The organism is Mycobacterium haemophilum DSM 44634, assembly GCF_000340435.2.
Classification (GTDB): Bacteria; Actinomycetota; Actinomycetes; order Mycobacteriales; family Mycobacteriaceae; genus Mycobacterium; species Mycobacterium haemophilum.
Genome location: NZ_CP011883.2, coordinates 750341 through 772434 on the forward strand (window position 1 = coordinate 750341; position 22094 = coordinate 772434).

Consider the following 22094-nt stretch of genomic DNA (forward strand, 5'->3'; position numbering starts at 1 on the left):
CCGCGAGTGTGAATCCCACGACGGGTTTACGCGTCGCGTCGTCAGATTCACACTCGGCGGCGCCAACCAGGGCCGCTGTTAGCCTGTCAGGGTGGCGACGCAGGCGGGATCACTGCAGGGACGGGTGGCGTTTGTCACTGGCGCCGCTCGTGCCCAGGGGCGCTCGCATGCGGTGCGGCTGGCCCGCGAAGGCGCCGACATCATCGCGCTCGATATCTGCGCTCCGGTATCCAGCAGTATCGCCTACCCGCCGGCCACGCCAGAAGACCTCACCGAGACCGCGTGCGCGGTGGAAGCCGAGGGCCGCAAGGTGCTGGCCCGCGAGGTGGACATCCGCGACGATGCCGCGCTGCGGCAGCTGGTGGCTGACGGCGCCGAGCAGTTCGGCCGGCTCGACATCCTGGTGGCCAACGCCGGCGTGCTGGGCTGGGGGCGGCTCTGGGAACTCACCGATGAGCAGTGGGACACCGTTATCGGGGTCAATCTGACGGGCACCTGGCGTACCCTGCGCGCCGCGGTGCCCACGATGATCGAGGCTGGCAACGGAGGTTCCATTGTGATCGTCAGCTCGTCGGCCGGTTTGAAGGCCACGCCGGGCAACGGCCATTACGCGGCGAGCAAATACGGACTGGTGGCGCTGACCAACACGTTAGCGATCGAGCTCGGCGGATTCGGAATCCGGGTCAACTCCATCCATCCCTACTCGGTCGACACCCCGATGATCGAGCCGCAGGCGATGACGGAGATATTCGCCGAACATCCCAGTTATCTCCATAGCTTTCCGCCAATGCCGTTGCAGTCCAAGGGTTTTATGACGCCCGATGAGATATCCGATGTCGTTGTCTGGCTCGCTGGTGACGGCTCGGGCACGCTGTCGGGCACGCAGATCCCCGTTGACAAGGGGGCCTTGAAATACTGACCGGAGACAAGGGCATCGTGATCATCGGCGGGGGGCTCGCCGCCGCCCGAACCGCCGAGCAACTGCGCAGGGCCGACTACACCGGTCCCCTCATCATCGTCAGCGACGAGGTGCATCTCCCGTATGACCGGCCGCCGCTGTCCAAGGAGATGCTACGCAAGCAGGTCGACGACGTCGCCCTCAAACCACGGGAGTGGTACGACGAGAAAGACATCACCCTGCGGCTGGGTTCGGCCGCTACCAGCCTCGACGCCCATCAACAGACGGTGACCCTGGACGACGGGACGGTGCTCGGCTACGACCAGCTCGTCATCGCGACAGGCTTAGTGCCGCGGCGCATTCCGGCGTTCCCCGACCTCGAAGGCATTCGGGTGCTGCGCTCCTTCGACGAGAGCATGGCGCTGCGTGAGCACGCATCCGCCGCACGGCACGCCGTGGTTATCGGCGCCGGCTTCATCGGCTGCGAGGTGGCGGCCAGCCTGCGCGGTCTTGGGGTGGATGTGCTGCTGGTTGAGCCGCAGCCGACACCGTTGGCATCGGTGCTCGGCGAGCAGATCGGCGAGCTGGTGGCGCGGCTCCATCGCGACGAGGGCGTGGACGTGCGTACCGGTCTCGGGGTGGCCGAGGTGCGTGGCCAGCGCCATGTCGACACGGTGGTGCTCACCGACGGCACCGAAGCGCCGGCCGATCTGGTGGTTGTCGGAATCGGGTCACGGCCGGCGACTGAATGGCTGGACGGCAGCGGCATCAAGGTCGATAACGGTGTCATTTGCGACGAGGCCGGACGTACCAGCGCACCGAATGTGTGGGCGCTCGGCGACGTCGCCTCCTGGCGTGACCGGATGGGACACCAAGCACGCGTAGAACATTGGAGCAACGTCGCCGATCAAGCCCGGGTCGTGGTGCCCGCGATGCTGGGGCGCGACGCGCCGGCAGGCGTGGTCGTTCCGTATTTCTGGAGCGACCAATATGACATCAAGATCCAATGTTTGGGGGAGCCGCACGCCACCGATATCGTCCACCTCGTCGAGGACGACGGCCGCAAATTTTTGGCCTATTACGAACGCGACGGGGTGCTGGTCGGCGTGGTTGGTGGCGGGATGTCGGGCAAAGTCATGAAGGTCCGCTCCAAAATCGCTGCGGGCACGCCCATCTCCGAAATGCTGGAGTAACTAGGCCGCAGCGTGTTCAGGTCGCTACCGCCAGTGCACCGGTGGGCCGTGCGGATGGCATTCGCCCAGGATCTGACGTTCGCCACCTGGCCAACTGCGGGCGCGCACCAGGAACTTGATCCCACCACCGGCACCATCGTGCGCCGGCTCGAGGGTGAGGTGCGCCAGCGGTGAGCGGCTATCGGCGCGTCTGGCCACGGCGTTGATTCCGTCGCGGATCGCGGTCCGCTCATCGTCGGATAGATACTGCCAGGTGATCGAATGCCACAGCACGGTTAACGCGCCGTCGGACAGGGTCAGTCCGGCGACCGCCTCGGCTGCCGTTTGGCGGGTCAGCCGCGCCGGAACCTTCCTGGCGACCGCGATGGCGCCACGCAGCCGTTGCAGCCGCGCGCGTTGGTCCGGCCAGACGTAGCTCAACACCGTCATTTCCCCGTCGGGGCTGGTGACGTCGAGGGGCGCGATGTCGTAGCCGTTGCGTTCGACGATCCGCACCTCACCTGCCGGCGGCAGTTCGCCCTGCCAGGCGTTGTCGATGGTCACCGGCGTGTCGATCGGACCCCACTGGCCGCCACCATAGTGGTAGCGATAGTGGTCTGCCCGCAGGTTCAGCCCGGCGCTCGATCCGATCTCGAAAAGCCTGACCGGCAACGCGAATCGGCGCCCCTGTTGGCCAGCCAGGTGCAGCAGCCCACCGATCAGCACGGCAGATCGGCCGACCTCGTTGGTCTGTGGCGGTTGCCCCAGTGCCGCACGCAGCGAGTCGGTCTGGTCGGCTGCGGCGCGAACGATATCGGGCCAAGCGGATTCGGCGTCCCAGCGGCCGCCGACGCTGGGATACCAGCGGCGCAATTCTGCTGCCCGACCGTCCAGCGCCAACCGGTGCAGCCCGCCGAGCAGCCGAAGCGGCACCGCGTGGCGTGCTGGAGCGTCTTCGTGGCCGGCCAAGATGGTCGCGAAGACCCCGCCGGCTTCGACGTCGTCGGCCACCAGCTCCAGCAACTCGGCGTACATCGGAGAGTCGGTGGCGCAGAACCGCCCCTGCGACCGCAGCGTGTGCAGCAGGTGCTCGCTCACGGGTTGAGCTTTGCGAATCCGGCGCCGACCACGTCGAACGCATTCGCGAGTGCCTTGGGTAACGGCACTGATTCGTCAGCTAGCCAGTGCTCATAGGCGCTCAATGCGACCCCGAGCATCGTCCAGGCGATCGTTTGGGGCAGTAGGTCGGTCGTCTTGACGCCCAACCGGCGGGCGACGAACCCGGCGATCACTTCACGCCAGCCGGCGTACATCGTCATCGAGTAGGCCTGTAGTTCCGCGGTTTGCAGGATGACCCGCATGCGTTGGCGGTGCCGGACGGTCTCGGACTCGTCAAAGGTATTGAAGGCCAACAACGCCGAACGCAGTGCTTCGTCCAGCGGAACCCGCGGATCGATGTTGTCGAACAGGTCCCGTAGCTGCGCGAGGTGGGTGCTGAAGTCGCCCCAGGGGATGGCGTTTTTGGACGCGTAATAGCGGAACAGGGTGCGGCGAGCGATGCCCGCTGCCGCCGCGACATCGTCGACGCTCACGTCGGCAAAACCCCGGGCGGCAAACAACTTGAGGGCCGTATCGGAAATGTGGTGTGGCGTTGTCGAGCGCCGCCGGCCCACCCGCGACTGCGGCAGCATCAAACCGCCCTTCCTTTTCGGCACTCGATGCCATATTCTAGCGACGATTGCGACCAGATCGACCTGTTGATGTCGAGTCCCTCGGCGAGAGGCAATTCATATGGACCACGAGACCGATACGGACACCGAGCTCGTCACAGAGACCCTCGTCGAAGAGGTGTCTATCGACGGCATGTGCGGGGTCTACTGAGCGTGCCCGGGCCCACGCAGGCTCGTGGGCCCGGCGGCTTTGACCCGGATCACGGCTGGCGGTTACACCCACAGGTGGCGATTCGGCCGGAACCTTTTGGCGCGCTGCTCTATCACTTCGGCACCCGCAAACTGTCGTTCCTGAAAAATCGCATCATCCTCGCGGTCGTGCAATCGCTCGCTGACCATCCCGATGTCCGGTCCGCTTGCCGCGCTGCCGGGGTCGACGAATCCGGGCAGGGTCCCTACCTGCATGCGCTCCAAGTGCTGGCCGAGTCCAACATGCTGGTGGCCCAGCAAGATTCCAAGGAGGGGCAATGACAGCGCCGATGACGGCCGGGGCGCCCCGCTTGATCGAGCAGTTCGAACAGGGGCTGGATGCGCCCATCTGCCTGACCTGGGAGCTGACGTATGCGTGCAACCTGGCTTGCGTGCACTGCCTGTCGTCTTCGGGCAAACGCGATCCCCGGGAGTTGTCCACCCGGCAATGCAAGGACATCATCGATGAGCTGGAACGCATGCAGGTGTTCTACGTCAACATCGGCGGCGGGGAACCCACCGTACGCCCCGACTTTTGGGAGCTGGTGGACTACGCCACCGCGCACCATGTCGGAGTGAAGTTCTCTACCAACGGGGTCCGGATCACCCCAGAGGTCGCCGCGCGGTTAGCGGCCAGTGATTATGTGGATGTCCAAATCTCACTCGACGGCGCCACCGCCGAGGTCAACGACGCCATCCGCGGTGCCGGGTCATTCGCGATGGCGATGCGTGCGTTGGAAAACCTTGCTGCAGAAGGCTTCTCCGATGCCAAGATCTCGGTGGTGGTCACCCGGCGCAACGTCGACCAGCTCGACGAATTCGCCACGTTGGCACGCCGGTACGGCGCCACTTTGCGGATCACCCGGCTGCGGCCCTCGGGCCGGGGCGCCGATGTCTGGGAAGACTTACACCCCACCGCCGCCCAGCAGATACAGCTTTACGAGTGGCTGGTTGCCAACGGTGAGCGGGTGCTTACCGGTGATTCCTTCTTTCATCTGTCGCCGCTCGGCCAGTCCGGAGCCTTGGCCGGTCTGAATATGTGCGGAGCGGGCCGGGTGGTGTGCCTGATTGACCCGGTGGGCGATGTTTACGCCTGCCCGTTCGCCATCCATGACCGCTTTCTGGCGGGAAACGTGTTGTCTAACGGCGGTTTTGACAATGTGTGGAAGAATGCCCCGCTGTTTCGTGAGCTGCGCGAGCCGCACTCCGCGGGTGCCTGCGGTAGCTGTGGGCACTACGACAGCTGCCGGGGCGGGTGCATGGCGGCCAAGTTCTTCACTGGCTTGCCGATTGATGGCCCAGATCCTGAATGCGTCCAAGGGCACAGCGCTGCGGCACTGGCCCGCGACCGTGACACGCCGCGGCCTCGCGCTGATCACTCCCGCGGCCGAGGAGTCAACGCGCCGGTACCCCTCACCCTCGCGGTGCGACCGCCGCTGCGCCTGTGTAGCGAAAGCCCGCTGTAACCATGGCTGACGAATGGTTTGAAACCGTCGCTATTGCCCAGCAACGCGCTAAGCGGCGCCTGCCTAAATCTGTTTACTCTTCTCTGATTTCGGCCAGCGAAAATGGAATCACCGTCACCGACAATGTTGAGGCATTCAGTGAACTCGGCTTTGCGCCCCATGTCATTGGTGTGACGGAAAAACGTGATCTATCGACCACCGTTATGGGACAAGATATTTCGCTGCCGGTTATCATTTCGCCGACCGGTGTCCAAGCGGTCGATCCAGGCGGTGAAGTTGCTGTCGCGCGGGCTGCAGCGGCACGGCGAACCGCGATGGGATTGTCCTCGTTCGCCAGTAAGCCGATCGAGGAGGTTATCGCCGCCAACCCCAAGGTCTTCTTCCAGGTGTATTGGCTCGGTGGTCGCGACGCGGTCGCCGAGCGTGTCGAACGGGCGCGTCAGGCCGGCGCGGTCGGCTTGATCGTCACCACCGACTGGACGTTCGCGCATGGTCGAGACTGGGGCAGCCCGAAGATCCCCGAGCAGATGAACCTGCGGACCATCCTGCGGTTGTCGCCGGAGGCGATCGTCCGACAGCGCTGGTTATGGCAGTTCGCCAAGACGCTGCGACCACCGGACCTGCGGGTACCGAACCAGGCCCGACGCGGCGAGCCCGGCCCCGCGTTCTTTGCCGCCTATGGGGAGTGGATGAGCACACCGCCGCCGACCTGGGAAGACATCGCCTGGCTACGGCAACTGTGGGGCGGACCGTTCATGCTCAAGGGTGTGATGCGGGTCGACGATGCCAAAAAGGCTGTGGATGCCGGTGTTTCGGCGATATCGGTGTCGAACCACGGTGGCAACAACTTGGACGGAACGCCTGCCGCGATTCGCGCCTTGCCCGCGGTAGCGGCAGCCGTGGGCGACCAAATCGAAGTGTTGCTCGACGGTGGCATCCGGCGCGGAAGCGATGTGGTCAAGGCGGTAGCGCTGGGCGCGCGTGCGGTGATGATCGGCCGCGCGTACCTGTGGGGGCTCGCCGCGGCCGGGCAAACCGGCGTCGAAAACGTCCTCGATATTCTGCGCGCGGGCATCGACTCGGCGTTGATGGGTCTGGGGCGTGCCAGCGTCGGTGACCTGCGCCCCGACGACATCCTGGTTCCGACCGGATTTGGCCGGGCGATGGGTGTGCCTCCCGATGCTGTCTAGTCCGTAAACGGGTGGCGTCTGCAGCCCCCGGCGATTGGCTGGTACCCGGTTGCCCTAGAGTCAGCGGCTGGGGGAGCGACCTCCGTCAAAATCCTGATACGGACGTTGCAATCGTGGCGGGCGAGCCGAATATCGACCTCGACACGCGCCACGCTGGAAAAAAATTTTATGGAAGGTTCAACAATCGGTACACGCCAGGAGAATTCGGCCTACCATCGGCAAGTGCCCGTACTCGGGGAACTAGCGAGTGCGACGTCGAGCCAGTTAGCAAGCATCTCGCCGTCAATCATGATCCCGCTGGGGTCTACCGAACAACACGGTCCACACCTGCCGCTCGATACCGACACCAGGATCGCGACCGCCGTCGCTCGAGGGGCTCGGGCTCGTCTCATGACCCACGTCGAACAGGACTGGCTGGTGGCACCGGCGCTGGCCTACGGTGCCAGCGGTGAGCACCAAAGTTTCCCCGGAACGATCTCCATCGGTGCCGAGGCCTTGACTGCGCTGCTGGTGGAGTACGGCAGGTCGGCTTGCGGCTGGGCGCAGCGCCTAGTCTTCATTAACGGCCACGGCGGCAATGTCGGCGCGTTGGACCGTGCAGTGAGCAGACTGCGCGCCGAAGGCCGTGACGTCGCATGGTGCCCGTGTACCGCCGCCGGCGGCGATGCCCATGCCGGGCACACCGAGACATCGGTGTTGCTGCATATCTCACCAGCCGACGTGCTGACTGACCGGTGGCTCGCCGGTAACGGTGCACCGTTGGCGGAATTGCTTCCGGCCATGCGCAGCGGGGGAGTCGCGGCAGTCAGCACGGTTGGAGTGTTGGGGGACCCCACCACCGCGACCGAAGATGAGGGCAAACGCATCGTCGCGGAGATGGTCGACGGGTGTGTGCGTCGAGTTGCTCGTTGGCTTCCTGGGGCCGACGGGATGCTGACATGACCCGCGCCGCCGACGATGCAGAGCGCAGCGATGAGGAGGAGTGGCGCATAGGCACGGCCGACGACGATGCAGAGCGCAGCGATGAGGAGGAGTGGCGCATAGGCACGGCCGCCGACGATGATGCCGGCGCAGCCGGGATCGAGGAGCCGCGCTTATGACTCAGGCCCGACTGCCGGATGGGTTCGCCGTTCAGGTCGATCGCCGAGTGCGCGTGCTCGGCGACGGCTCGGCCCTGCTCGGGGGGTCACCAACCCGCCTGCTGCGGTTGGCTCCGGCGGCCCAAGAGATGTTGTCTGATGGCCGGCTGAAGGTGCGTGACGAAGTCAGCGCCCAGCTGGCACGCACCCTGCTGGACGCCACGGTGGCGCATCCCCGGCCCGCGGGTGGCCCGTCGCACCGCGACGTGACCGTGGTGATTCCGGTGCGTGACAACGCCGCTGGGGTGCGGCGTTTGGTGAGCTCACTACGCGGATTACGCGTCGTTGTGGTCGACGACGGTTCGTTGTGCCCACTTAAGCCGGAGGACTTCGTGGGTGCGCACTGCGACGTCGAGGTGTTGCGCAATCCGCGCAGTAAAGGGCCAGCGGCGGCGCGCAACATCGGGCTGGCCGCCTGCGCTACCGACTTCGTCGCATTTATGGATTCCGATGTTTCGCCGCGGCGTGGTTGGCTAGAAGCCCTGCTCGGTCACTTCTGCGATCCCACCGTCGCCCTGGTCGCCCCACGCATCATCGGTCTCTCGCAGGGCGTGAACGCGGTAGCTCGTTACGAGGCGGTGCACTCGTCACTGGACCTCGGTCAGCGAGAAGCGCCGGTGTTGCCCCACAGCACGGTGTCCTACGTACCTAGCGCGGCGATCATCTGTCGCCGCTCCGCCATCTGCGAGGTCGGCGGGTTCGATGAGACGCTGCAGTCCGGCGAGGACGTCGACCTGTGCTGGCGGCTCATCGAAGCAGGCGCCCGGCTGCGCTACGAGCCCATCGCGCTGGTCGCTCACGACCACCGCACCGAATTGCGTGATTGGATTGTGCGCAAAGCATTCTATGGCGGCTCGGCGGCGCCGCTATCGGTGCGTCACCCGGACAAGACCGCTCCGTTGGTGATCTCCGGCTGGGCACTGATGGCCTGGATACTGATGGCCGTCGGGACGAGCATCACGCAGCTCGCGTCGCTGGTGATCGCCGTCCTGACGGGTCGCCGAATCGCCAGAGCGATGCGCAGTGCCGAGACATCGCTGCGCGATATTGTCGCGATCGCCACCCGCGGTCTATGGTCGACGGCGCTGCAACTGGCATCGGCCGTTTGTCGGCATTACTGGCCGGTGGCATTGCTGGCAGCCATCGCGTCGCGGCACTGTAGGCGGGTTGTGCTGATCGCGGCGGTCGTCGACGGAGTGGTGGACTGGCTGCGCCGCAGGGACGCCATCGGCGACGATGCCGAACCGATCGGACTACTGACCTATCTGGTGCTCAAACGGGTCGATGACCTGGCCTACGGCATCGGGCTGTGGTGGGGTGTGGTGCGCGAACGCAACATTGGTGCGCTCAAGCCGCAGATTCGGACCTAGCCGCCGCGTTGACTTGCCTTGGTTAAAGCCGTCTCGCGCAGCGATGTGCTGATCGTCGGTGCTGGCAGTGCTGGATCGGTTGTTGCCGAACGTCTTTCCGCCGATCCCGGCTGCGTGGTGACCGTGCTCGAGGCAGGTCCTGGGCTCGCCGACCCCGCATTGCTGGCTCAGACCGCCAACGGCTTGCAATTGCCGATCGGCGTTAGCAGCCCGCTGGTTCAGCGCTATTTGACAAAGCTCACCGATAAACCGGCTCGTCAATTGCCCATCGTGCGCGGAGCCACGGTCGGCGGTTCCGGCGCGGTCAACGGCGGCTACTTCTGTCGCGGATTGCCTTACGATTTCGAACGTGCCGCGATACCCGGCTGGGGGTGGTCAGACGTCCTCGACCACTTCCGGGCTATCGAGACGGACCTGGATTTCGATGGCCCCGCCCACGGCAACACCGGTCCCATTCCTGTTCGGCGGACTCGCGAGATGACAGGCGCCACTGAGGCTTTCCTAGCGGCTACCCAGCGCGCAGGGTTCCCGTGGATCGCTGACCTCAACGATGTTGGGCCGCACATGCCTTCAGGTGTAGGAGCGGTTCCGCTCAACATCATTGACGGTGTGCGCACCAGCTCCGGCGTCAGCTATCTACTACCCGCGCTGAGACGACCCAACCTGACGTTGCTGGCCCAGACGCGGGCCCTGCGGCTGCGCTTCTCCGCCGCAACCGCGGTAGCTGTTGACGCGATCGGCCCAGATGGCCTGATCTCTCTGGCTGCTGACCGAATCGTATTGTGCGCCGGAGCGATTCAGTCGGCTCATCTGCTGATGCTGTCGGGCGTCGGTGATGAGGCCATGCTGCGGGCTGCCGGTGTGAGAGTGGTGGTGGCGCTGCCGGTGGGGATGGAATGCAGCGACCATCCGGAATGGGTGATGCCCACCAATTGGGCGGTGGCGGTGGATCGACCGGTATTAGAGGTGGTGCTAAGCACCGCTGATGGCATTGAAATACGGCCGTACACAGGTGGTTTCGTCGCAATGACCGGCGACGGTAGCGTCGGCCATCGCGACTGGCCGCATATCGGGGTGGCGCTCATGCAGCCGCGGGCGCGCGGGCGCATTACCCTAGTCTCGCCTGATCCCCAGGTGCCGGCTCGCATCGAACACCGCTACGACAGCGAGCCCGCTGATGTCGCGGCGCTGCGTCAAGGCAGCGAATTGGCCCGCGAATTATTTGGTGCGGCAACGCGTATCGGTCCAACCGTGTGGTCGACGTCGCAACATTTGTGTGGCAGCGCCCCGATGGGCGCCGAGCGTAACCCGCGGGCCGTCGTCGACCATCGGTGTCGGGTCCGCGGCATCGAGAACCTCTGGGTGATTGACGGCTCTATTTTGCCCGCAATCACCAGCCGTGGGCCGCACGCCACCATCGTGATGCTGGCACACCGCGCCGCTGAGTTCGTGCACTGAACTCAGGATCGGGCCACCAGGCGCGTGCGGTCAGGTTGCCGGTGTGACCCATACCGTGATATCGGCGTGGACCACTTCGGTGCCGCTGCGGTCGGTCACCCGGACCGGCACGACCACCTCGACGCCTTCGCTGATCTGGGAAAAATCCGGCGGGTCCAGTCTGGCCTGCGCGTGCAGTGACGTGGTGGCTTTCGCCAAGTACTGCACGGTCATCGCCTTCGGGATCCAGCGGTGGCTGCGCGGCACCGTAGCTTCCATCAGCATTCCCATCGCCATTTCGGCGGCGTTGCAGGATGCGATCGCATGCACGGTGTGCAAGTGGTTGTGGATGAAAAACCACTTAGGCACCTTGACCTCGGCCAAGCCCGGCTCCATCCGCACCACGTGCGGCAGGATCGAGGCGAAATAAGGCACTCGCGCCACCGCCGCCGCTGAGAAGAGCCGGGTCCCGCCGGGGCGGGCAGCTAAGGTTTTCCAGACCTTATAGGTGGTGCTCGGACCGGTCATGACGACAGACCTTACGTTGCAGCCTCAAGCGGAGTCGCGATACGTGGTGAGTGGCTACCCACCTACTCGGGAGGGTCCAGCCCCTTTCTCCGCATGAAGATCGCGTTCGAGTTGCGAGGCGGATGGATCTTGTTTTCCCGTCCTTGCGTCCGAGCGCTACCGCCGGGTCTTTCCCTCCGCGCGCCCCATTCGGCGTTGAGGTCGCGGGGGCTCTTGCGTGAGTGGTCAGGCTAGTCTCCATGAGCCCACAGGCTTGGTGCGTGTCGTCAAATTAGCCGCCTTCAAACTGACCCACTACCGCCACTCCCCGAAATTTGGCCGATACCGTGAAGTAAGGCATACTGTTCAGGTTGCCTTGCGCCAGGTTTACGCCTGGCCGGGCATACGACCAGCGCCCACACGGGGCGCGTCCGGTCCCATCCTTGACGTGCGACTTAATTTCGGTCTTGAAATTGAGCGCGGCAAGGCTGCGTGCGGGTGACATGCCCGAGCGCGGGGGTCGGTGAACCACGACAGGTAAACAGCGGCGCAGTATCCGGCGCGACGCTAGACCGGCCCACGTTGGCCGGGTAGGTCGGCGCGCTGGGGGCACCAGGTCCGGATACGGGCCTTAAGTGGAGTGAGGTAGGAAAAGCGTGGCGGGACAGAAGATCCGCATCAGGCTCAAGGCCTACGACCATGAGGCGATTGACGCCTCGGCTCGCAAAATCGTCGAGACCGTCGTACGCACCGGTGCCAGCGTCGTAGGTCCGGTGCCGCTGCCGACTGAGAAGAACGTGTACTGCGTCATCCGCTCGCCGCACAAGTACAAGGACTCGCGAGAGCACTTCGAAATGCGCACCCACAAGCGGCTGATCGACATCCTTGATCCAACGCCGAAGACGGTTGACGCCCTCATGCGTATCGATCTTCCGGCCAGTGTCGACGTCAACATCCAGTAGGAGATTGCAGAGCGATGGCGCGAAAGGGCATTCTCGGTACCAAGCTGGGCATGACGCAGGTATTCGACGAGAACAACAGAGTTGTGCCGGTGACTGTGGTCAAGGCCGGGCCGAACGTGGTGACGCGCATCCGCACGCCGGAGCGCGATGGGTACAGCGCTGTGCAGCTGGCCTACGGCGAAATCAGCCCGCGGAAGGTCAACAAGCCGGTGACGGGCCAGTACAACTCCGCGGGTGTGAACCCGCGCCGTTACTTGGCTGAACTGCGTCTGGACCACCCGGACGCGGCGGCTGAGTACGAGGTCGGCCAAGAGCTGACGGCGGAGATCTTCGCCGAAGCCACGTACGTCGATGTGACCGGGACCTCCAAGGGCAAGGGCTTCGCCGGCACCATGAAGCGGCACGGCTTCCGCGGGCAGGGCGCCAGTCACGGTGCCCAGGCAGTGCACCGCCGTCCGGGTTCGATCGGCGGCTGCGCCACTCCCGCCCGAGTATTCAAGGGCACCCGGATGGCTGGCCGCATGGGTAACGACCGGGTGACCGTCCAGAACCTGTTGGTGCACAAGGTCGATACCGAGAACGGCGTGCTGCTGATCAAAGGCGCCGTCCCCGGCCGCACGGGTGGGCTCGTCATGGTCCGCAGCGCGATCAAACGAGGTGAGAAGTGATGGCAGCCCGGAACGAAGCAGCCGAGAAGGCCCAGAAGATCCGGAAAATCGACGTCAAGACACCGGATGGCAAGGTCGACGGCACCATCGAGCTGCCGGCCGAGCTGTTCGACGCCCCCGCGAATATCGCGTTGATGCACCAGGTAGTCACGGCTCAGCGGGCGGCGGCTCGGCAGGGTACGCACTCGACCAAGACGCGTGGCGACGTCAGTGGTGGTGGCCGCAAGCCTTATCGGCAGAAGGGGACCGGTCGCGCTCGGCAGGGCTCGACGCGGGCCCCCCAGTTCACCGGTGGCGGGACCGTGCACGGTCCCAAGCCGCGCGACTACAGCCAACGCACACCCAAGAAGATGATCGCCGCGGCGTTGCGCGGGGCGTTGTCCGACCGGGCACGCAACGGGCGCATCCACGCGGTCACCGAGTTGGTTACCGGCCAGACTCCTTCCACGAAGAGCGCCAAGGAGTTCCTGGGCACACTGACAGATCGCAAGCAGGTGTTAGTCGTCGTCGGCCGTAGCGACGAGACCGGCGCGAAAAGCGTGCGTAACCTGCCCGGTGTGCATCTCCTGTCGCCCGACCAGCTCAACACCTATGACGTGCTGCGCGCCGACGACCTGGTGTTCAGCGTTGAGGCCCTTAACGCCTATATCACCGCCAACACCGCTTCTTCCGAGGAGGTTTCGGCCTGATGGCAACCATCGCTGACCCCCGCGACATCATCCTGGCCCCGGTCATTTCGGAGAAGTCCTACGGGCTGCTGGACGACAACGTGTACACGTTCGTCGTGCACCCCGATTCGAACAAGACGCAGATCAAGATCGCTATCGAGAAGATCTTCTCCGTCAAGGTCGCATCGGTGAACACCGCCAATAGGCAGGGCAAACGCAAGCGCACCAGGACCGGATTCGGCAAGCGCAAGAACACCAAGCGGGCCATCGTCACCCTGGCGCCGGGCAGCAAGCCGATCGACCTGTTCGGAGCACCGGCCTAGCCGCGCGCGCGAGAGAAGGACCTGATTAGACATGGCAATTCGCAAGTACAAGCCGACGACCCCCGGTCGTCGTGGCGCCAGCGTGTCCGACTTCGCCGAGATCACTCGTACGGAGCCGGAGAAGTCGCTGGTGCGTCCGCTGCACGGTCATGGTGGGCGCAACGCCCACGGCCGCATCACGACTCGCCACAAGGGTGGTGGCCATAAGCGCGCCTACCGGGTGATCGACTTCCGCCGCAACGACAAAGACGGTGTCAACGCCAAGGTCGCGCACATTGAATACGACCCGAACCGCACCGCAAACATCGCGTTGCTGCACTTCTTGGATGGCGAGAAGCGCTACATCATTGCCCCGCAGGGACTCTCGCAGGGTGACGTGGTGGAATCAGGTGCCAACGCCGACATCAAGCCGGGTAACAACCTGCCGTTGCGCAATATCCCGGCCGGTACCTTGATCCACGCCGTGGAGCTGCGGCCGGGCGGTGGCGCCAAGCTCGCGCGATCGGCTGGGTCGAGCATCCAGTTGCTCGGCAAGGAAGCCAGCTACGCGTCGTTGCGTATGCCCAGCGGTGAGATCCGCCGGGTTGACGTGCGCTGCCGCGCGACGGTCGGCGAGGTGGGCAATGCCGAGCAGGCAAACATCAACTGGGGCAAAGCCGGTCGTATGCGCTGGAAAGGTAAGCGGCCGTCGGTTCGTGGTGTCGTCATGAACCCGGTAGACCACCCGCACGGCGGTGGTGAGGGTAAGACCTCGGGTGGGCGTCACCCGGTCAGTCCGTGGGGCAAGCCGGAGGGCCGCACCCGCAACCCGAACAAAGCGAGCAACAAACTCATCGTCCGACGCCGGCGCACCGGCAAGAAGCACGGCCGCTAAGAAGTCAGGGAGTAGCCAACCATGCCACGCAGCCTGAAGAAGGGCCCGTTCGTCGACGACCACCTGCTCAAGAAGGTCGACGTGCAGAACGAAAAGAACACCAAGCAGGTCATCAAGACCTGGTCGCGGCGGTCGACCATCATTCCAGACTTCATTGGCCACACCTTTGCGGTCCATGACGGACGCAAGCATGTCCCGGTTTTCGTCACCGAGGCGATGGTGGGTCACAAGCTGGGTGAATTCGCGCCGACCCGCACCTTCAAGGGACACATCAAGGACGACCGGAAGGCCAAACGGCGATGACCACGACCGAATTTCCGTCGGCTTTCCCATCGGTAACAGCCAAAGCACGGTTTGTGCGGGTGTCGCCGAGAAAGGCGCGTCGGGTGATCGACCTGGTGCGTGGCAGGTCGGTGGCAGACGCGCTCGACATTCTGCGCTGGGCGCCGCAGGCCGCCAGTGAACCGGTCGCCAAGGTGATCGCGAGTGCCGCGGCCAACGCCCAGAACAACAACGGACTGGACCCGGCGACCTTGGTGGTGGCCACCGTCTACGCCGACGAGGGACCGACCGCCAAGCGGATTCGTCCGCGCGCTCAAGGACGCGCGTTCCGGATCCGCAGGCGGACCAGCCACATCACGGTGGTAGTGGAAAGCCGGCCTGCGAAGGATCAGCGGTCGGCGAAGTCGACGAGGGCCCGTCGGGCCGAGGCCAGCAAGGCCGCCGGCAGCGCCCCAGCAAAGAAGGCTACTGCTAGTTCTGCGGCCACTAAGGCGCCAGCTAAGAAGGCACCCGCAAAGAAGGCACCCGCAAAGAAGGCACCCGCAAAGAAGGCTGCTGCTAGTTCGGGCGCCAAAACTTCTGAGGCTTCTGAAGCGAAGGGAGGCTCAGACTAGTGGGCCAGAAGATCAATCCGCACGGCTTCCGGCTGGGTATCACCACCGACTGGAAGTCTCGGTGGTACGCCGACAAGCAGTACGCCGAATACGTCAAGGAAGATGTTGCGATCCGGCGGCTGCTATCTACCGGCCTAGAGCGCGCGGGGATCGCCGACGTGGAGATTGAGCGCACCCGTGACCGGGTCCGGGTGGACATCCACACCGCCCGTCCGGGCATCGTCATTGGTCGCCGCGGCACCGAGGCCGACCGGATCCGAGCAGATCTGGAGAAGCTGACCCGCAAGCAGGTCCAACTCAATATCCTCGAAGTCAAAAACCCTGAGTCGCAAGCACAATTGGTGGCTCAAGGGGTCGCCGAGCAGCTGAGCAACCGGGTGGCGTTCCGCCGGGCGATGCGCAAGGCTATCCAGTCTGCGATGCGTCAGCCCAACGTCAAGGGCATCCGGGTGCAGTGCTCGGGCCGGCTCGGAGGCGCCGAGATGAGCCGCTCGGAGTTTTACCGCGAGGGCCGCGTGCCGTTGCACACCCTGCGCGCTGATATCGACTACGGGCTGTATGAAGCCAAGACCACCTTCGGCCGGATCGGTGTGAAGGTATGGATTTACAAGGGCGACATCGTCGGTGGCAAACGTGAATTGGCAGCCGCCGCGCCGGCTGGCGCCGAGCGTGCGCGCCGCGAGCGGCCGTCGGGCACGCGTCCACGCCGCAGTGGCGCGGCGGGCACCACCGCAACCGGTACCGATGCTGGACGGGCGGCGGGCAGCGAAGAAAGCGCTGCGCCCAGCACTGGGCACTCCGAGGACAGCGCGGCTACCCCCGAACCGCAGAGCACGGAGAGCTGAATCATGTTGATTCCCCGCAAAGTCAAGCATCGCAAGCAGCACCATCCGCGCCAGCGCGGCATCGCTAGTGGCGGCACAACGGTGAACTTTGGTGACTACGGTATCCAGGCCCTCGAGCACGCCTACGTCACCAACCGCCAGATCGAGTCCGCTCGTATCGCCATCAACCGACACATCAAGCGTGGTGGCAAGGTGTGGATCAACATCTTCCCGGATCGCCCGCTGACGAAAAAGCCTGCCGAGACCCGAATGGGTTCGGGTAAGGGCTCACCGGAGTGGTGGGTGGTCAACGTCAAGCCGGGTCGGGTGCTGTTCGAGCTCAGCTACCCGAACGAGCAGACGGCCCGGGCCGCACTCACCCGCGCAATCCACAAGTTGCCGATCAAGGCACGCATCGTAACCCGAGAGGAGCAGTTCTGATGGCAGTGGGAACTTCCCCTGGCGAACTGCGTGAGCTCACCGATGAGGAGCTGACTGAGCGGCTGCGCGAATCCAAGGAAGAACTGTTCAACCTGCGCTTCCAGATAGCGACCGGTCAGCTCAACAACAACCGACGGCTACGTACGGTGCGTCATGAAATCGCGCGCGTTTACACCGTGCTGCGTGAACGAGAATTGGGTCTAGCATCTGGGCCCGGTGGTGCCAATGGTGAGGAATCGTGATGGCAGAAGCTAAGACCGGCGCGAAGGCAGTGCCCTCGGCAGCCAAAGCCGCCGCTAAGGGCGCAACTGCGAAGGATGGCGCGCCAAAAGACAAGGGTTCCAAGCACACTCCGAGTAATCCGAAGGTGCGGGGCCGGCGTAAGATGCGCATTGGTTATGTGGTGAGCGACAAGATGCAGAAGACCATTGTGGTTGAGCTGGAAGACCGCATGCGTCACCCGCTGTACGGCAAGATCATCCGCACCACCAAGAAGGTCAAGGCGCACGACGAGAACAGCGTCGCTGGCATCGGTGACCGTGTTTCGCTGATGGAGACGCGGCCGCTGTCGGCGACCAAACGGTGGCGGCTGGTGGAGATCCTCGAAAAGGCCAAGTAGCGGTCTGACTGCCCGCAGCGGGGTCGACGTAACGCATCTTGTGGTCGTTGGTTACCGTGCGGCTAGATCCGCTTGGAATCTATGACCGAGATTCTGTTCGCATCATCTGCGTTCGCCCACTCGTTTCCTATTCCCGCACTGACGAAATCGCTGAGTGAATTAATGTCAGGTGGCTTGAGTTTCACACTTCCGGCGTATGACGGGTAGTGACGAGCACTTGCCCGTGAGCCTGACCACGGCATGAGGAGATCGTGCCATCGACGCGCGGCACGCCATGACGACACAGATGATGTCGAGGGCGGTGCGGCCGCTAGCTGGTCGGCGACATCAGGGATCGAGCTGGAGTCTCGATGCCCGGACTACCGCCACTTTCAGGTGTAGTCTTCACGCCGTGCTCGGCAGGTAAGTCCACTACGAGAGTGAGGCTGGCTATGGCGTCCCAGGCGGAATTTAACGGCAAGATCGAGTTGGATATCCGCGATTCGGAGCCGGACTGGGGTCCGTATGCGGCGCCGAGGGCGCCGGAGGGTTCGCCGAACATTCTTTATCTGGTGTGGGATGACACTGGTATCGCGACGTGGGATTGTTTCGGGGGTCTGGTTGAGATGCCGGCTATGACGCGGATTGCTGAGCGTGGTGTGCGGTTGTCGCAGTTTCATACCACTGCGTTGTGTTCGCCGACTCGGGCGTCGTTGTTGACTGGTCGCAACGCCACCACGGTGGGGATGGCGACTATTGAGGAGTTCACTGACGGTTTCCCTAACTGTAATGGTCGGATCCCGTTTGAGACGGCGCTGCTGTCAGAGGTGCTCGCTGAGCGGGGTTACAACACTTATTGTGTCGGCAAATGGCATCTGACGCCGTTGGAGGAGTCCAATCTGGCGTCGACTAAGCGGCACTGGCCGACCTCGCGTGGTTTTGAGCGGTTTTATGGGTTCATGGGTGGGGAGACCGATCAGTGGTATCCCGACCTGGTGTATGACAACCACCCGGTGACACCGCCGGCCACGCCCGAGGATGGCTATCACCTGTCTCAGGACATTGCCGACAAGACGATTGAATTCATTCGTGATGCCAGGGTGATCGCGCCCGATAAACCGTGGTTTAGCTATGTGTGCCCGGGTGCTGGGCATGCGCCGCATCATGTTTTCAAGGAATGGGCCGACAAGTACGCGGGCCGGTTTGATATGGGTTATGAGCGCTACCGCGAGGTGGTGCTGGACAAGCAGAAGTCGATGGGCATCGTGCCGCAAGACACCGAGCTTTCCCCGGTGAACCCTTATTCGGATGTGAAGGGGCCGAACGGTGAGCCGTGGCCGCTGCTGGACACGGTGCGGCCTTGGGATTCGCTGGGTGATGACGAGAAGAAGTTGTTTTGCCGGATGGCTGAGGTGTTCGCCGGTTTTGTGAGCTACACCGATGCGCAGATCGGGCGGATCCTGGACTATCTGGAGGAGTCTGGTCAGCTGGACAACACCATCATTGTGGTGATTTCTGACAACGGTGCCAGTGGTGAGGGCGGACCCAACGGATCGGTCAACGAGGGCAAGTTCTTCAACGGCTACATCGACACCGTGGAAGAGAGCATGAAGTTCCTCGACCGGCTCGGTGGGCCGCAGACCTATAACCATTACCCGATCGGGTGGGCGATGGCCTTTAATACGCCCTACAAGCTGTATAAGCGGTATGCCTCCCATGAGGGCGGTATCGCTGACCCGGCAATCATCTCGTGGCCCAACGGTATTGCGGCGCGCGGGGAGGTCCGCGATACCTACGTCAACGTCTGCGATATCACCCCAACCGTGTATGACCTGCTGGGTATGACCCCGCCGCAGACCGTCAAGGGCATTCCGCAGAAACCTTTGGACGGTGTGAGTTTCAAAGCGGCCCTTGCTGACCCGGACGTCGATACCGGCAAACAGACCCAGTTCTACACGATGCTGGGTACGCGCGGGATTTGGCATCGGGGTTGGTTCGCCAACACTGTGCATGCGGCCACCCCCGCGGGTTGGTCGCATTTCGACGCCGATCGCTGGGAGCTTTTCCACATTGAAGCCGACCGCAGCCAGTGTCACGACCTGGCTGCCGAGCACCCCGACAAGCTCGAAGAGCTTAAGGCGCTGTGGTTTTCCGAAGCCGACAAATACCACGGCCTGCCGCTAGCCGATTTGAACCTCGTGGAGACGATGACGCGGTGGCGACCCTACCTGGGCGTCGATCGGCAGACCTACACGTACTACCCGGATGGCGCGGAAGTCGGCATGGGCGCCGCCGCCGAACTTCGCGGTCAGTCCTACTCCGTGGTGGCCGACGTGACCATTGATACCACCGGCGCCGAAGGCGTGCTCTTCAAGCATGGATGCGCGCACGGTGGCCACGTGCTGTTCATCCAGGACGGACGGCTGCACTACATCTACAACTTCCTCGGTGAACGCGAACAGGTGCTCTCCTCGCCCGGTGCCGTGCCGTTAGGTCGACACCTGCTCGGCATCCGCTATACGCGGACTGGGACCGTGCCAGACAGCCACACCCCGCTGGGTGAAGCCACGTTGTTCATCGATGAAACCGCGGTCGCCACAGTGCCGGATATGACGACACAACCGGGACCGTTCGGCTTGGCCGGTGCCAGCATCATGGTCGGGCGCAACACCGGTTCGGAAGTTTCTAAACGCTACAAGGCGCCCTTCAGATTCACCGGCGGGGCGATCGCAGAGGTCACCGTCGACATCTCCGGCAAGCCATATGAAGACTTGGAAAGAGAACTTGCGCATGCGTTTTCACGCGATTGATCGTCGGGACTCGCCGTCGCCGACAACGCCGCCCAAGTCGCGGGGGCCGCGTATCGCGATGGCTTTCGGCATTGTCGTTGCTATCGTCGCTATCTACGCCCTATCGCTGGTCATCGTCCATTACCTGGCCAAGTCTGCGCCGCCCCTTCAACCGGATCTGGGCACCAAAGATGACACGGTGGTACTGATGCGGCTGGAGGAGTTGAAAACCGTCCACAACCGTCTTGCGGTGAATGTCCTTGTGATCCCTGAGGATTCGATGTGGGATCAGCGCCTCACGGTACTGACCACCGACACATCCGTGCGTATGTATCCACCGAACGACTTAGGTGATCTGGTCTACCCGGTAGGAAAATCGCCGGCGCAAGTCGCGACGACCATCGAGGCGCACGGCGATCCCAATAATTGGCCATTCGACACCTACACCACCGAGACCCTCAAGGCCGACGTGTTGGTTGGGAGTGGCGATCAACGCCAATACATAGACGCTCGGGTCGAAGTAACCGGATCGTTGGACGGCTGGGAGGTTCACACCGAGCGCAGAATCAGCGAAACCTCAAATAACCCTGACGACGTGATCATCACCTTGCAAAGAGCCAAGGGCCCACTGCTTTTCGATCTGGGAATCTGTTTGGTCCTCGTCAGCCTGCCTACCCTGGCATTGGTGGTGGCCGTTCCAATGGCCTTGGGCAAGAGGAAATTCTTGCCGCCGTTTGCAACGTGGTACGCCGCGATGCTGTTCGCCGTCGTCCCGCTGCGCAACTTCCTTCCGGGCTCGCCACCGCCGGGCTCGTGGATCGACCAAGCCGTTGTGTTGTGGGTGCTGATCGCACTGGTGGTGGCGATGAGCCTGTTCATCGTGGCCTGGGTCCGGGATCGGGACTGAAGCGCGCAGAAAGCGGCGTGCCACAGGACGCTGCGGTCGTCATACTCTGAAGTCGTGCTCACCGAGTTGATCGAACTGCCGGGCGGATCATTCCGCATGGGCTCGACAAGCTTTTACCCCGAAGAGGCGCCGATCCACACCGTGACCGTCGGTTCTTTCGCGGTGGAGCGGCACCCCGTGACGAATGCACAGTTCGCCGAATTCGTCGCCGCCACAGGCTATGTGACGGTCGCCGAGCAACCGATCGACGCGGCGCTCTACCCCGGAGTAGCCCCCGATGAGCTGAGTGCTGGTGCCATGGTTTTCCGCCCGACGCCGGGCCCGGTCGACCTGCGCGACTGGCGGCAGTGGTGGGTCTGGGTGCCGGGCGCGAGCTGGCGTCATCCGTTTGGTCCGGATCACCCAGAGAGCCCAGATAGCGCTGCCGCGGACCGCGCCAATCATCCAGTTGTCCAGGTGGCATACCCCGACGCCGCGGCGTACGCGCGATGGGCTGGGCGCCGTTTGCCGACCGAGGCCGAGTGGGAGTTTGCCGCCCGCGCCGGAAGCGCGACGACCTACTCATGGGGCGACGAGGCCAGGCCAGACGGTCAACTGATGGCCAACACCTGGCAGGGCAGGTTCCCGTACCAGAATGACGGCGCGCTCGGCTGGAGGGGAACCTCGCCGGTGGGGACCTTCCCGGCCAACGGTTTCGGGTTGGTCGACATGATCGGCAACGTGTGGGAGTGGACCGCCACCGAGTTCTCCGCACACCACCGGCTTGATCAGCCGCCGAAAGCCTGTTGTGCACCGGGGCGGCCCGCGGATCCCAGCATCAGCCAGACGCTCAAGGGCGGTTCGCATTTGTGCGCCCCGGAGTACTGCCACCGTTACCGACCAGCTGCGCGGTCGCCGCAGTCACAGGACACCGCGACCACTCACATCGGATTTCGCTGCGTGGCGGATCCTGGATCGGGCTAGACCGGCACGCGCGGATAGCTCGGCACCGCCGGTTATCCACAGCCTGAAGGCGGCAGTTATTTCGCGTCGGCCTGCGCCCTGTG

General features: G+C 63.9%; 27 protein-coding genes and 1 pseudogene. 24 read left to right on the forward strand and 4 right to left on the reverse strand.

Translation table 11 applies throughout. From position 1 onward, the window contains the following. Nucleotides 1-91: 91 nt before the first annotated feature. Together B586_RS03540 and B586_RS03545 are read left to right on the forward strand one after the other, a co-directional pair. Entirely contained in the window at nucleotides 92-919 is an 828-nt protein-coding gene (locus B586_RS03540) for a mycofactocin-coupled SDR family oxidoreductase (protein WP_047313534.1), read from the forward strand. Beyond that, on the forward strand, nucleotides 913-2091 hold the full coding sequence (locus tag B586_RS03545; RefSeq protein ID WP_156166279.1) for an NAD(P)/FAD-dependent oxidoreductase: 1179 nt from the start codon (nucleotides 913-915) through the stop codon (nucleotides 2089-2091). Before B586_RS03540 ends, B586_RS03545 begins: the two co-directional genes overlap by 7 nt. A gap of 24 nt (nucleotides 2092-2115) precedes the next feature. Here the strand turns inward: B586_RS03545 and B586_RS03550 are convergent, their stop codons facing one another. Both B586_RS03550 and mftR read right to left on the reverse strand, forming a co-directional pair. Further along, a complete protein-coding gene (locus B586_RS03550) occupies nucleotides 2116-3168 on the reverse strand; it encodes a DUF2332 domain-containing protein (protein ID WP_418001116.1) in 1053 nt (350 codons plus the stop codon). Further along, the gene (mftR, locus tag B586_RS03555; protein WP_156406864.1) at nucleotides 3165-3761 is read right to left on the reverse strand and encodes a mycofactocin system transcriptional regulator; all 597 of its coding nucleotides are present in this window, start codon (nucleotides 3759-3761) and stop codon (nucleotides 3165-3167) included. The genes B586_RS03550 and mftR overlap by 4 nt, the downstream gene beginning before the upstream one ends. A gap of 100 nt (nucleotides 3762-3861) precedes the next feature. On the opposite strand from mftR, the gene mftA reads away from it, so the two are divergent. The 8 genes from mftA to mftG all read left to right on the forward strand — a co-directional run bounded on the left by mftA (nucleotide 3862) and on the right by mftG (nucleotide 10612). Beyond that, a complete protein-coding gene (gene mftA / locus B586_RS03560) occupies nucleotides 3862-3951 on the forward strand; it encodes a mycofactocin precursor MftA (RefSeq protein WP_047313775.1) in 90 nt (29 codons plus the stop codon). Beyond that, on the forward strand, nucleotides 3936-4271 hold the full coding sequence (gene mftB / locus B586_RS03565) for a mycofactocin biosynthesis chaperone MftB (RefSeq protein ID WP_156406700.1): 336 nt from the start codon (nucleotides 3936-3938) through the stop codon (nucleotides 4269-4271). Before mftA ends, mftB begins: the two co-directional genes overlap by 16 nt. An 8-nt stretch (nucleotides 4272-4279) precedes the next feature. Continuing rightward, a complete protein-coding gene (gene mftC / locus B586_RS03570) occupies nucleotides 4280-5455 on the forward strand; it encodes a mycofactocin radical SAM maturase (RefSeq protein ID WP_054881088.1) in 1176 nt (391 codons plus the stop codon). Between the two features lie 2 nt (nucleotides 5456-5457). After that, the gene (mftD, locus tag B586_RS03575; protein ID WP_054880667.1) at nucleotides 5458-6645 is read left to right on the forward strand and encodes a pre-mycofactocin synthase MftD; all 1188 of its coding nucleotides are present in this window, start codon (nucleotides 5458-5460) and stop codon (nucleotides 6643-6645) included. A gap of 168 nt (nucleotides 6646-6813) precedes the next feature. Beyond that, complete coding sequence (mftE, locus tag B586_RS03580; RefSeq protein ID WP_054880666.1) at nucleotides 6814-7587, forward strand: mycofactocin biosynthesis peptidyl-dipeptidase MftE; 774 nt, start codon at nucleotides 6814-6816, stop codon at nucleotides 7585-7587. After that, a complete protein-coding gene (locus tag B586_RS20700) occupies nucleotides 7584-7745 on the forward strand; it encodes a hypothetical protein (protein WP_156406701.1) in 162 nt (53 codons plus the stop codon). Before mftE ends, B586_RS20700 begins: the two co-directional genes overlap by 4 nt. Further along, nucleotides 7742-9154, forward strand: coding sequence for a mycofactocin biosynthesis glycosyltransferase MftF (gene mftF / locus B586_RS03585; protein ID WP_047313528.1), 1413 nt, complete (start codon nucleotides 7742-7744; stop codon nucleotides 9152-9154). Before B586_RS20700 ends, mftF begins: the two co-directional genes overlap by 4 nt. Nucleotides 9155-9172: 18 nt before the next feature. After that, nucleotides 9173-10612 carry a mycofactocin dehydrogenase MftG gene (mftG, locus tag B586_RS03590; protein WP_156166277.1) on the forward strand — a complete coding sequence of 480 codons (1440 nt, stop codon included), beginning with the start codon at nucleotides 9173-9175 and terminating at the stop codon, nucleotides 10610-10612. 30 nt (nucleotides 10613-10642) lie between these two features. Here the strand turns inward: mftG and B586_RS03595 are convergent, their stop codons facing one another. Both B586_RS03595 and B586_RS22565 read right to left on the reverse strand, forming a co-directional pair. Beyond that, a complete protein-coding gene (locus tag B586_RS03595) occupies nucleotides 10643-11119 on the reverse strand; it encodes a hotdog fold domain-containing protein (RefSeq protein WP_054880665.1) in 477 nt (158 codons plus the stop codon). Nucleotides 11120-11390: 271 nt separating this feature from the next. Continuing rightward, nucleotides 11391-11603: pseudogene (locus tag B586_RS22565) on the reverse strand (hypothetical protein). A 151-nt stretch (nucleotides 11604-11754) separates the two neighbouring features. Between B586_RS22565 and rpsJ the strand changes: the two are divergent. The 14 genes from rpsJ (at nucleotide 11755) to B586_RS03670 (ending at nucleotide 22011) form a co-directional block, all read left to right on the forward strand. Beyond that, complete coding sequence (gene rpsJ, locus B586_RS03605; protein WP_003873519.1) at nucleotides 11755-12060, forward strand: 30S ribosomal protein S10; 306 nt, start codon at nucleotides 11755-11757, stop codon at nucleotides 12058-12060. Between the two features lie 14 nt (nucleotides 12061-12074). Beyond that, entirely contained in the window at nucleotides 12075-12728 is a 654-nt protein-coding gene (gene rplC / locus B586_RS03610) for a 50S ribosomal protein L3 (protein WP_047313525.1), read from the forward strand. Next, nucleotides 12728-13417 (forward strand): 50S ribosomal protein L4, encoded by a 690-nt coding sequence (rplD, locus tag B586_RS03615; RefSeq protein ID WP_047313524.1) that lies wholly within the window; start codon nucleotides 12728-12730, stop codon nucleotides 13415-13417. The genes rplC and rplD overlap by 1 nt, the downstream gene beginning before the upstream one ends. After that, the gene (rplW, locus tag B586_RS03620) at nucleotides 13417-13719 is read left to right on the forward strand and encodes a 50S ribosomal protein L23 (protein ID WP_047313523.1); all 303 of its coding nucleotides are present in this window, start codon (nucleotides 13417-13419) and stop codon (nucleotides 13717-13719) included. The genes rplD and rplW overlap by 1 nt, the downstream gene beginning before the upstream one ends. Nucleotides 13720-13750: 31 nt before the next feature. Continuing rightward, a complete protein-coding gene (rplB, locus tag B586_RS03625; RefSeq protein ID WP_047313522.1) occupies nucleotides 13751-14593 on the forward strand; it encodes a 50S ribosomal protein L2 in 843 nt (280 codons plus the stop codon). 21 nt (nucleotides 14594-14614) lie between these two features. Beyond that, nucleotides 14615-14896: a 30S ribosomal protein S19 gene (gene rpsS / locus B586_RS03630; protein WP_010908582.1), complete on the forward strand. Its 282-nt coding sequence runs from the start codon at nucleotides 14615-14617 to the stop codon at nucleotides 14894-14896. Further along, complete coding sequence (gene rplV / locus B586_RS03635) at nucleotides 14893-15489, forward strand: 50S ribosomal protein L22 (RefSeq protein ID WP_054880664.1); 597 nt, start codon at nucleotides 14893-14895, stop codon at nucleotides 15487-15489. Before rpsS ends, rplV begins: the two co-directional genes overlap by 4 nt. Beyond that, nucleotides 15489-16334, forward strand: a complete 846-nt coding sequence (gene rpsC, locus B586_RS03640; protein WP_047313520.1) for a 30S ribosomal protein S3 — start codon at nucleotides 15489-15491, stop codon at nucleotides 16332-16334. Before rplV ends, rpsC begins: the two co-directional genes overlap by 1 nt. A gap of 3 nt (nucleotides 16335-16337) precedes the next feature. Next, nucleotides 16338-16754: a 50S ribosomal protein L16 gene (gene rplP, locus B586_RS03645; RefSeq protein WP_047313519.1), complete on the forward strand. Its 417-nt coding sequence runs from the start codon at nucleotides 16338-16340 to the stop codon at nucleotides 16752-16754. Then, entirely contained in the window at nucleotides 16754-16996 is a 243-nt protein-coding gene (rpmC, locus tag B586_RS03650) for a 50S ribosomal protein L29 (RefSeq protein WP_047313518.1), read from the forward strand. Before rplP ends, rpmC begins: the two co-directional genes overlap by 1 nt. Further along, a complete protein-coding gene (gene rpsQ, locus B586_RS03655; RefSeq protein ID WP_156166276.1) occupies nucleotides 16993-17373 on the forward strand; it encodes a 30S ribosomal protein S17 in 381 nt (126 codons plus the stop codon). The genes rpmC and rpsQ overlap by 4 nt, the downstream gene beginning before the upstream one ends. 431 nt (nucleotides 17374-17804) lie before the next feature. Then, nucleotides 17805-20162: an arylsulfatase gene (locus B586_RS03660; protein ID WP_054880663.1), complete on the forward strand. Its 2358-nt coding sequence runs from the start codon at nucleotides 17805-17807 to the stop codon at nucleotides 20160-20162. Then, nucleotides 20143-21048, forward strand: a complete 906-nt coding sequence (locus tag B586_RS03665) for a DUF4436 domain-containing protein (RefSeq protein ID WP_054880662.1) — start codon at nucleotides 20143-20145, stop codon at nucleotides 21046-21048. The genes B586_RS03660 and B586_RS03665 overlap by 20 nt, the downstream gene beginning before the upstream one ends. Before the next feature lie 54 nt (nucleotides 21049-21102). Continuing rightward, nucleotides 21103-22011: a formylglycine-generating enzyme family protein gene (locus B586_RS03670; protein ID WP_054880661.1), complete on the forward strand. Its 909-nt coding sequence runs from the start codon at nucleotides 21103-21105 to the stop codon at nucleotides 22009-22011. Nucleotides 22012-22094 lie beyond the last annotated feature (83 nt).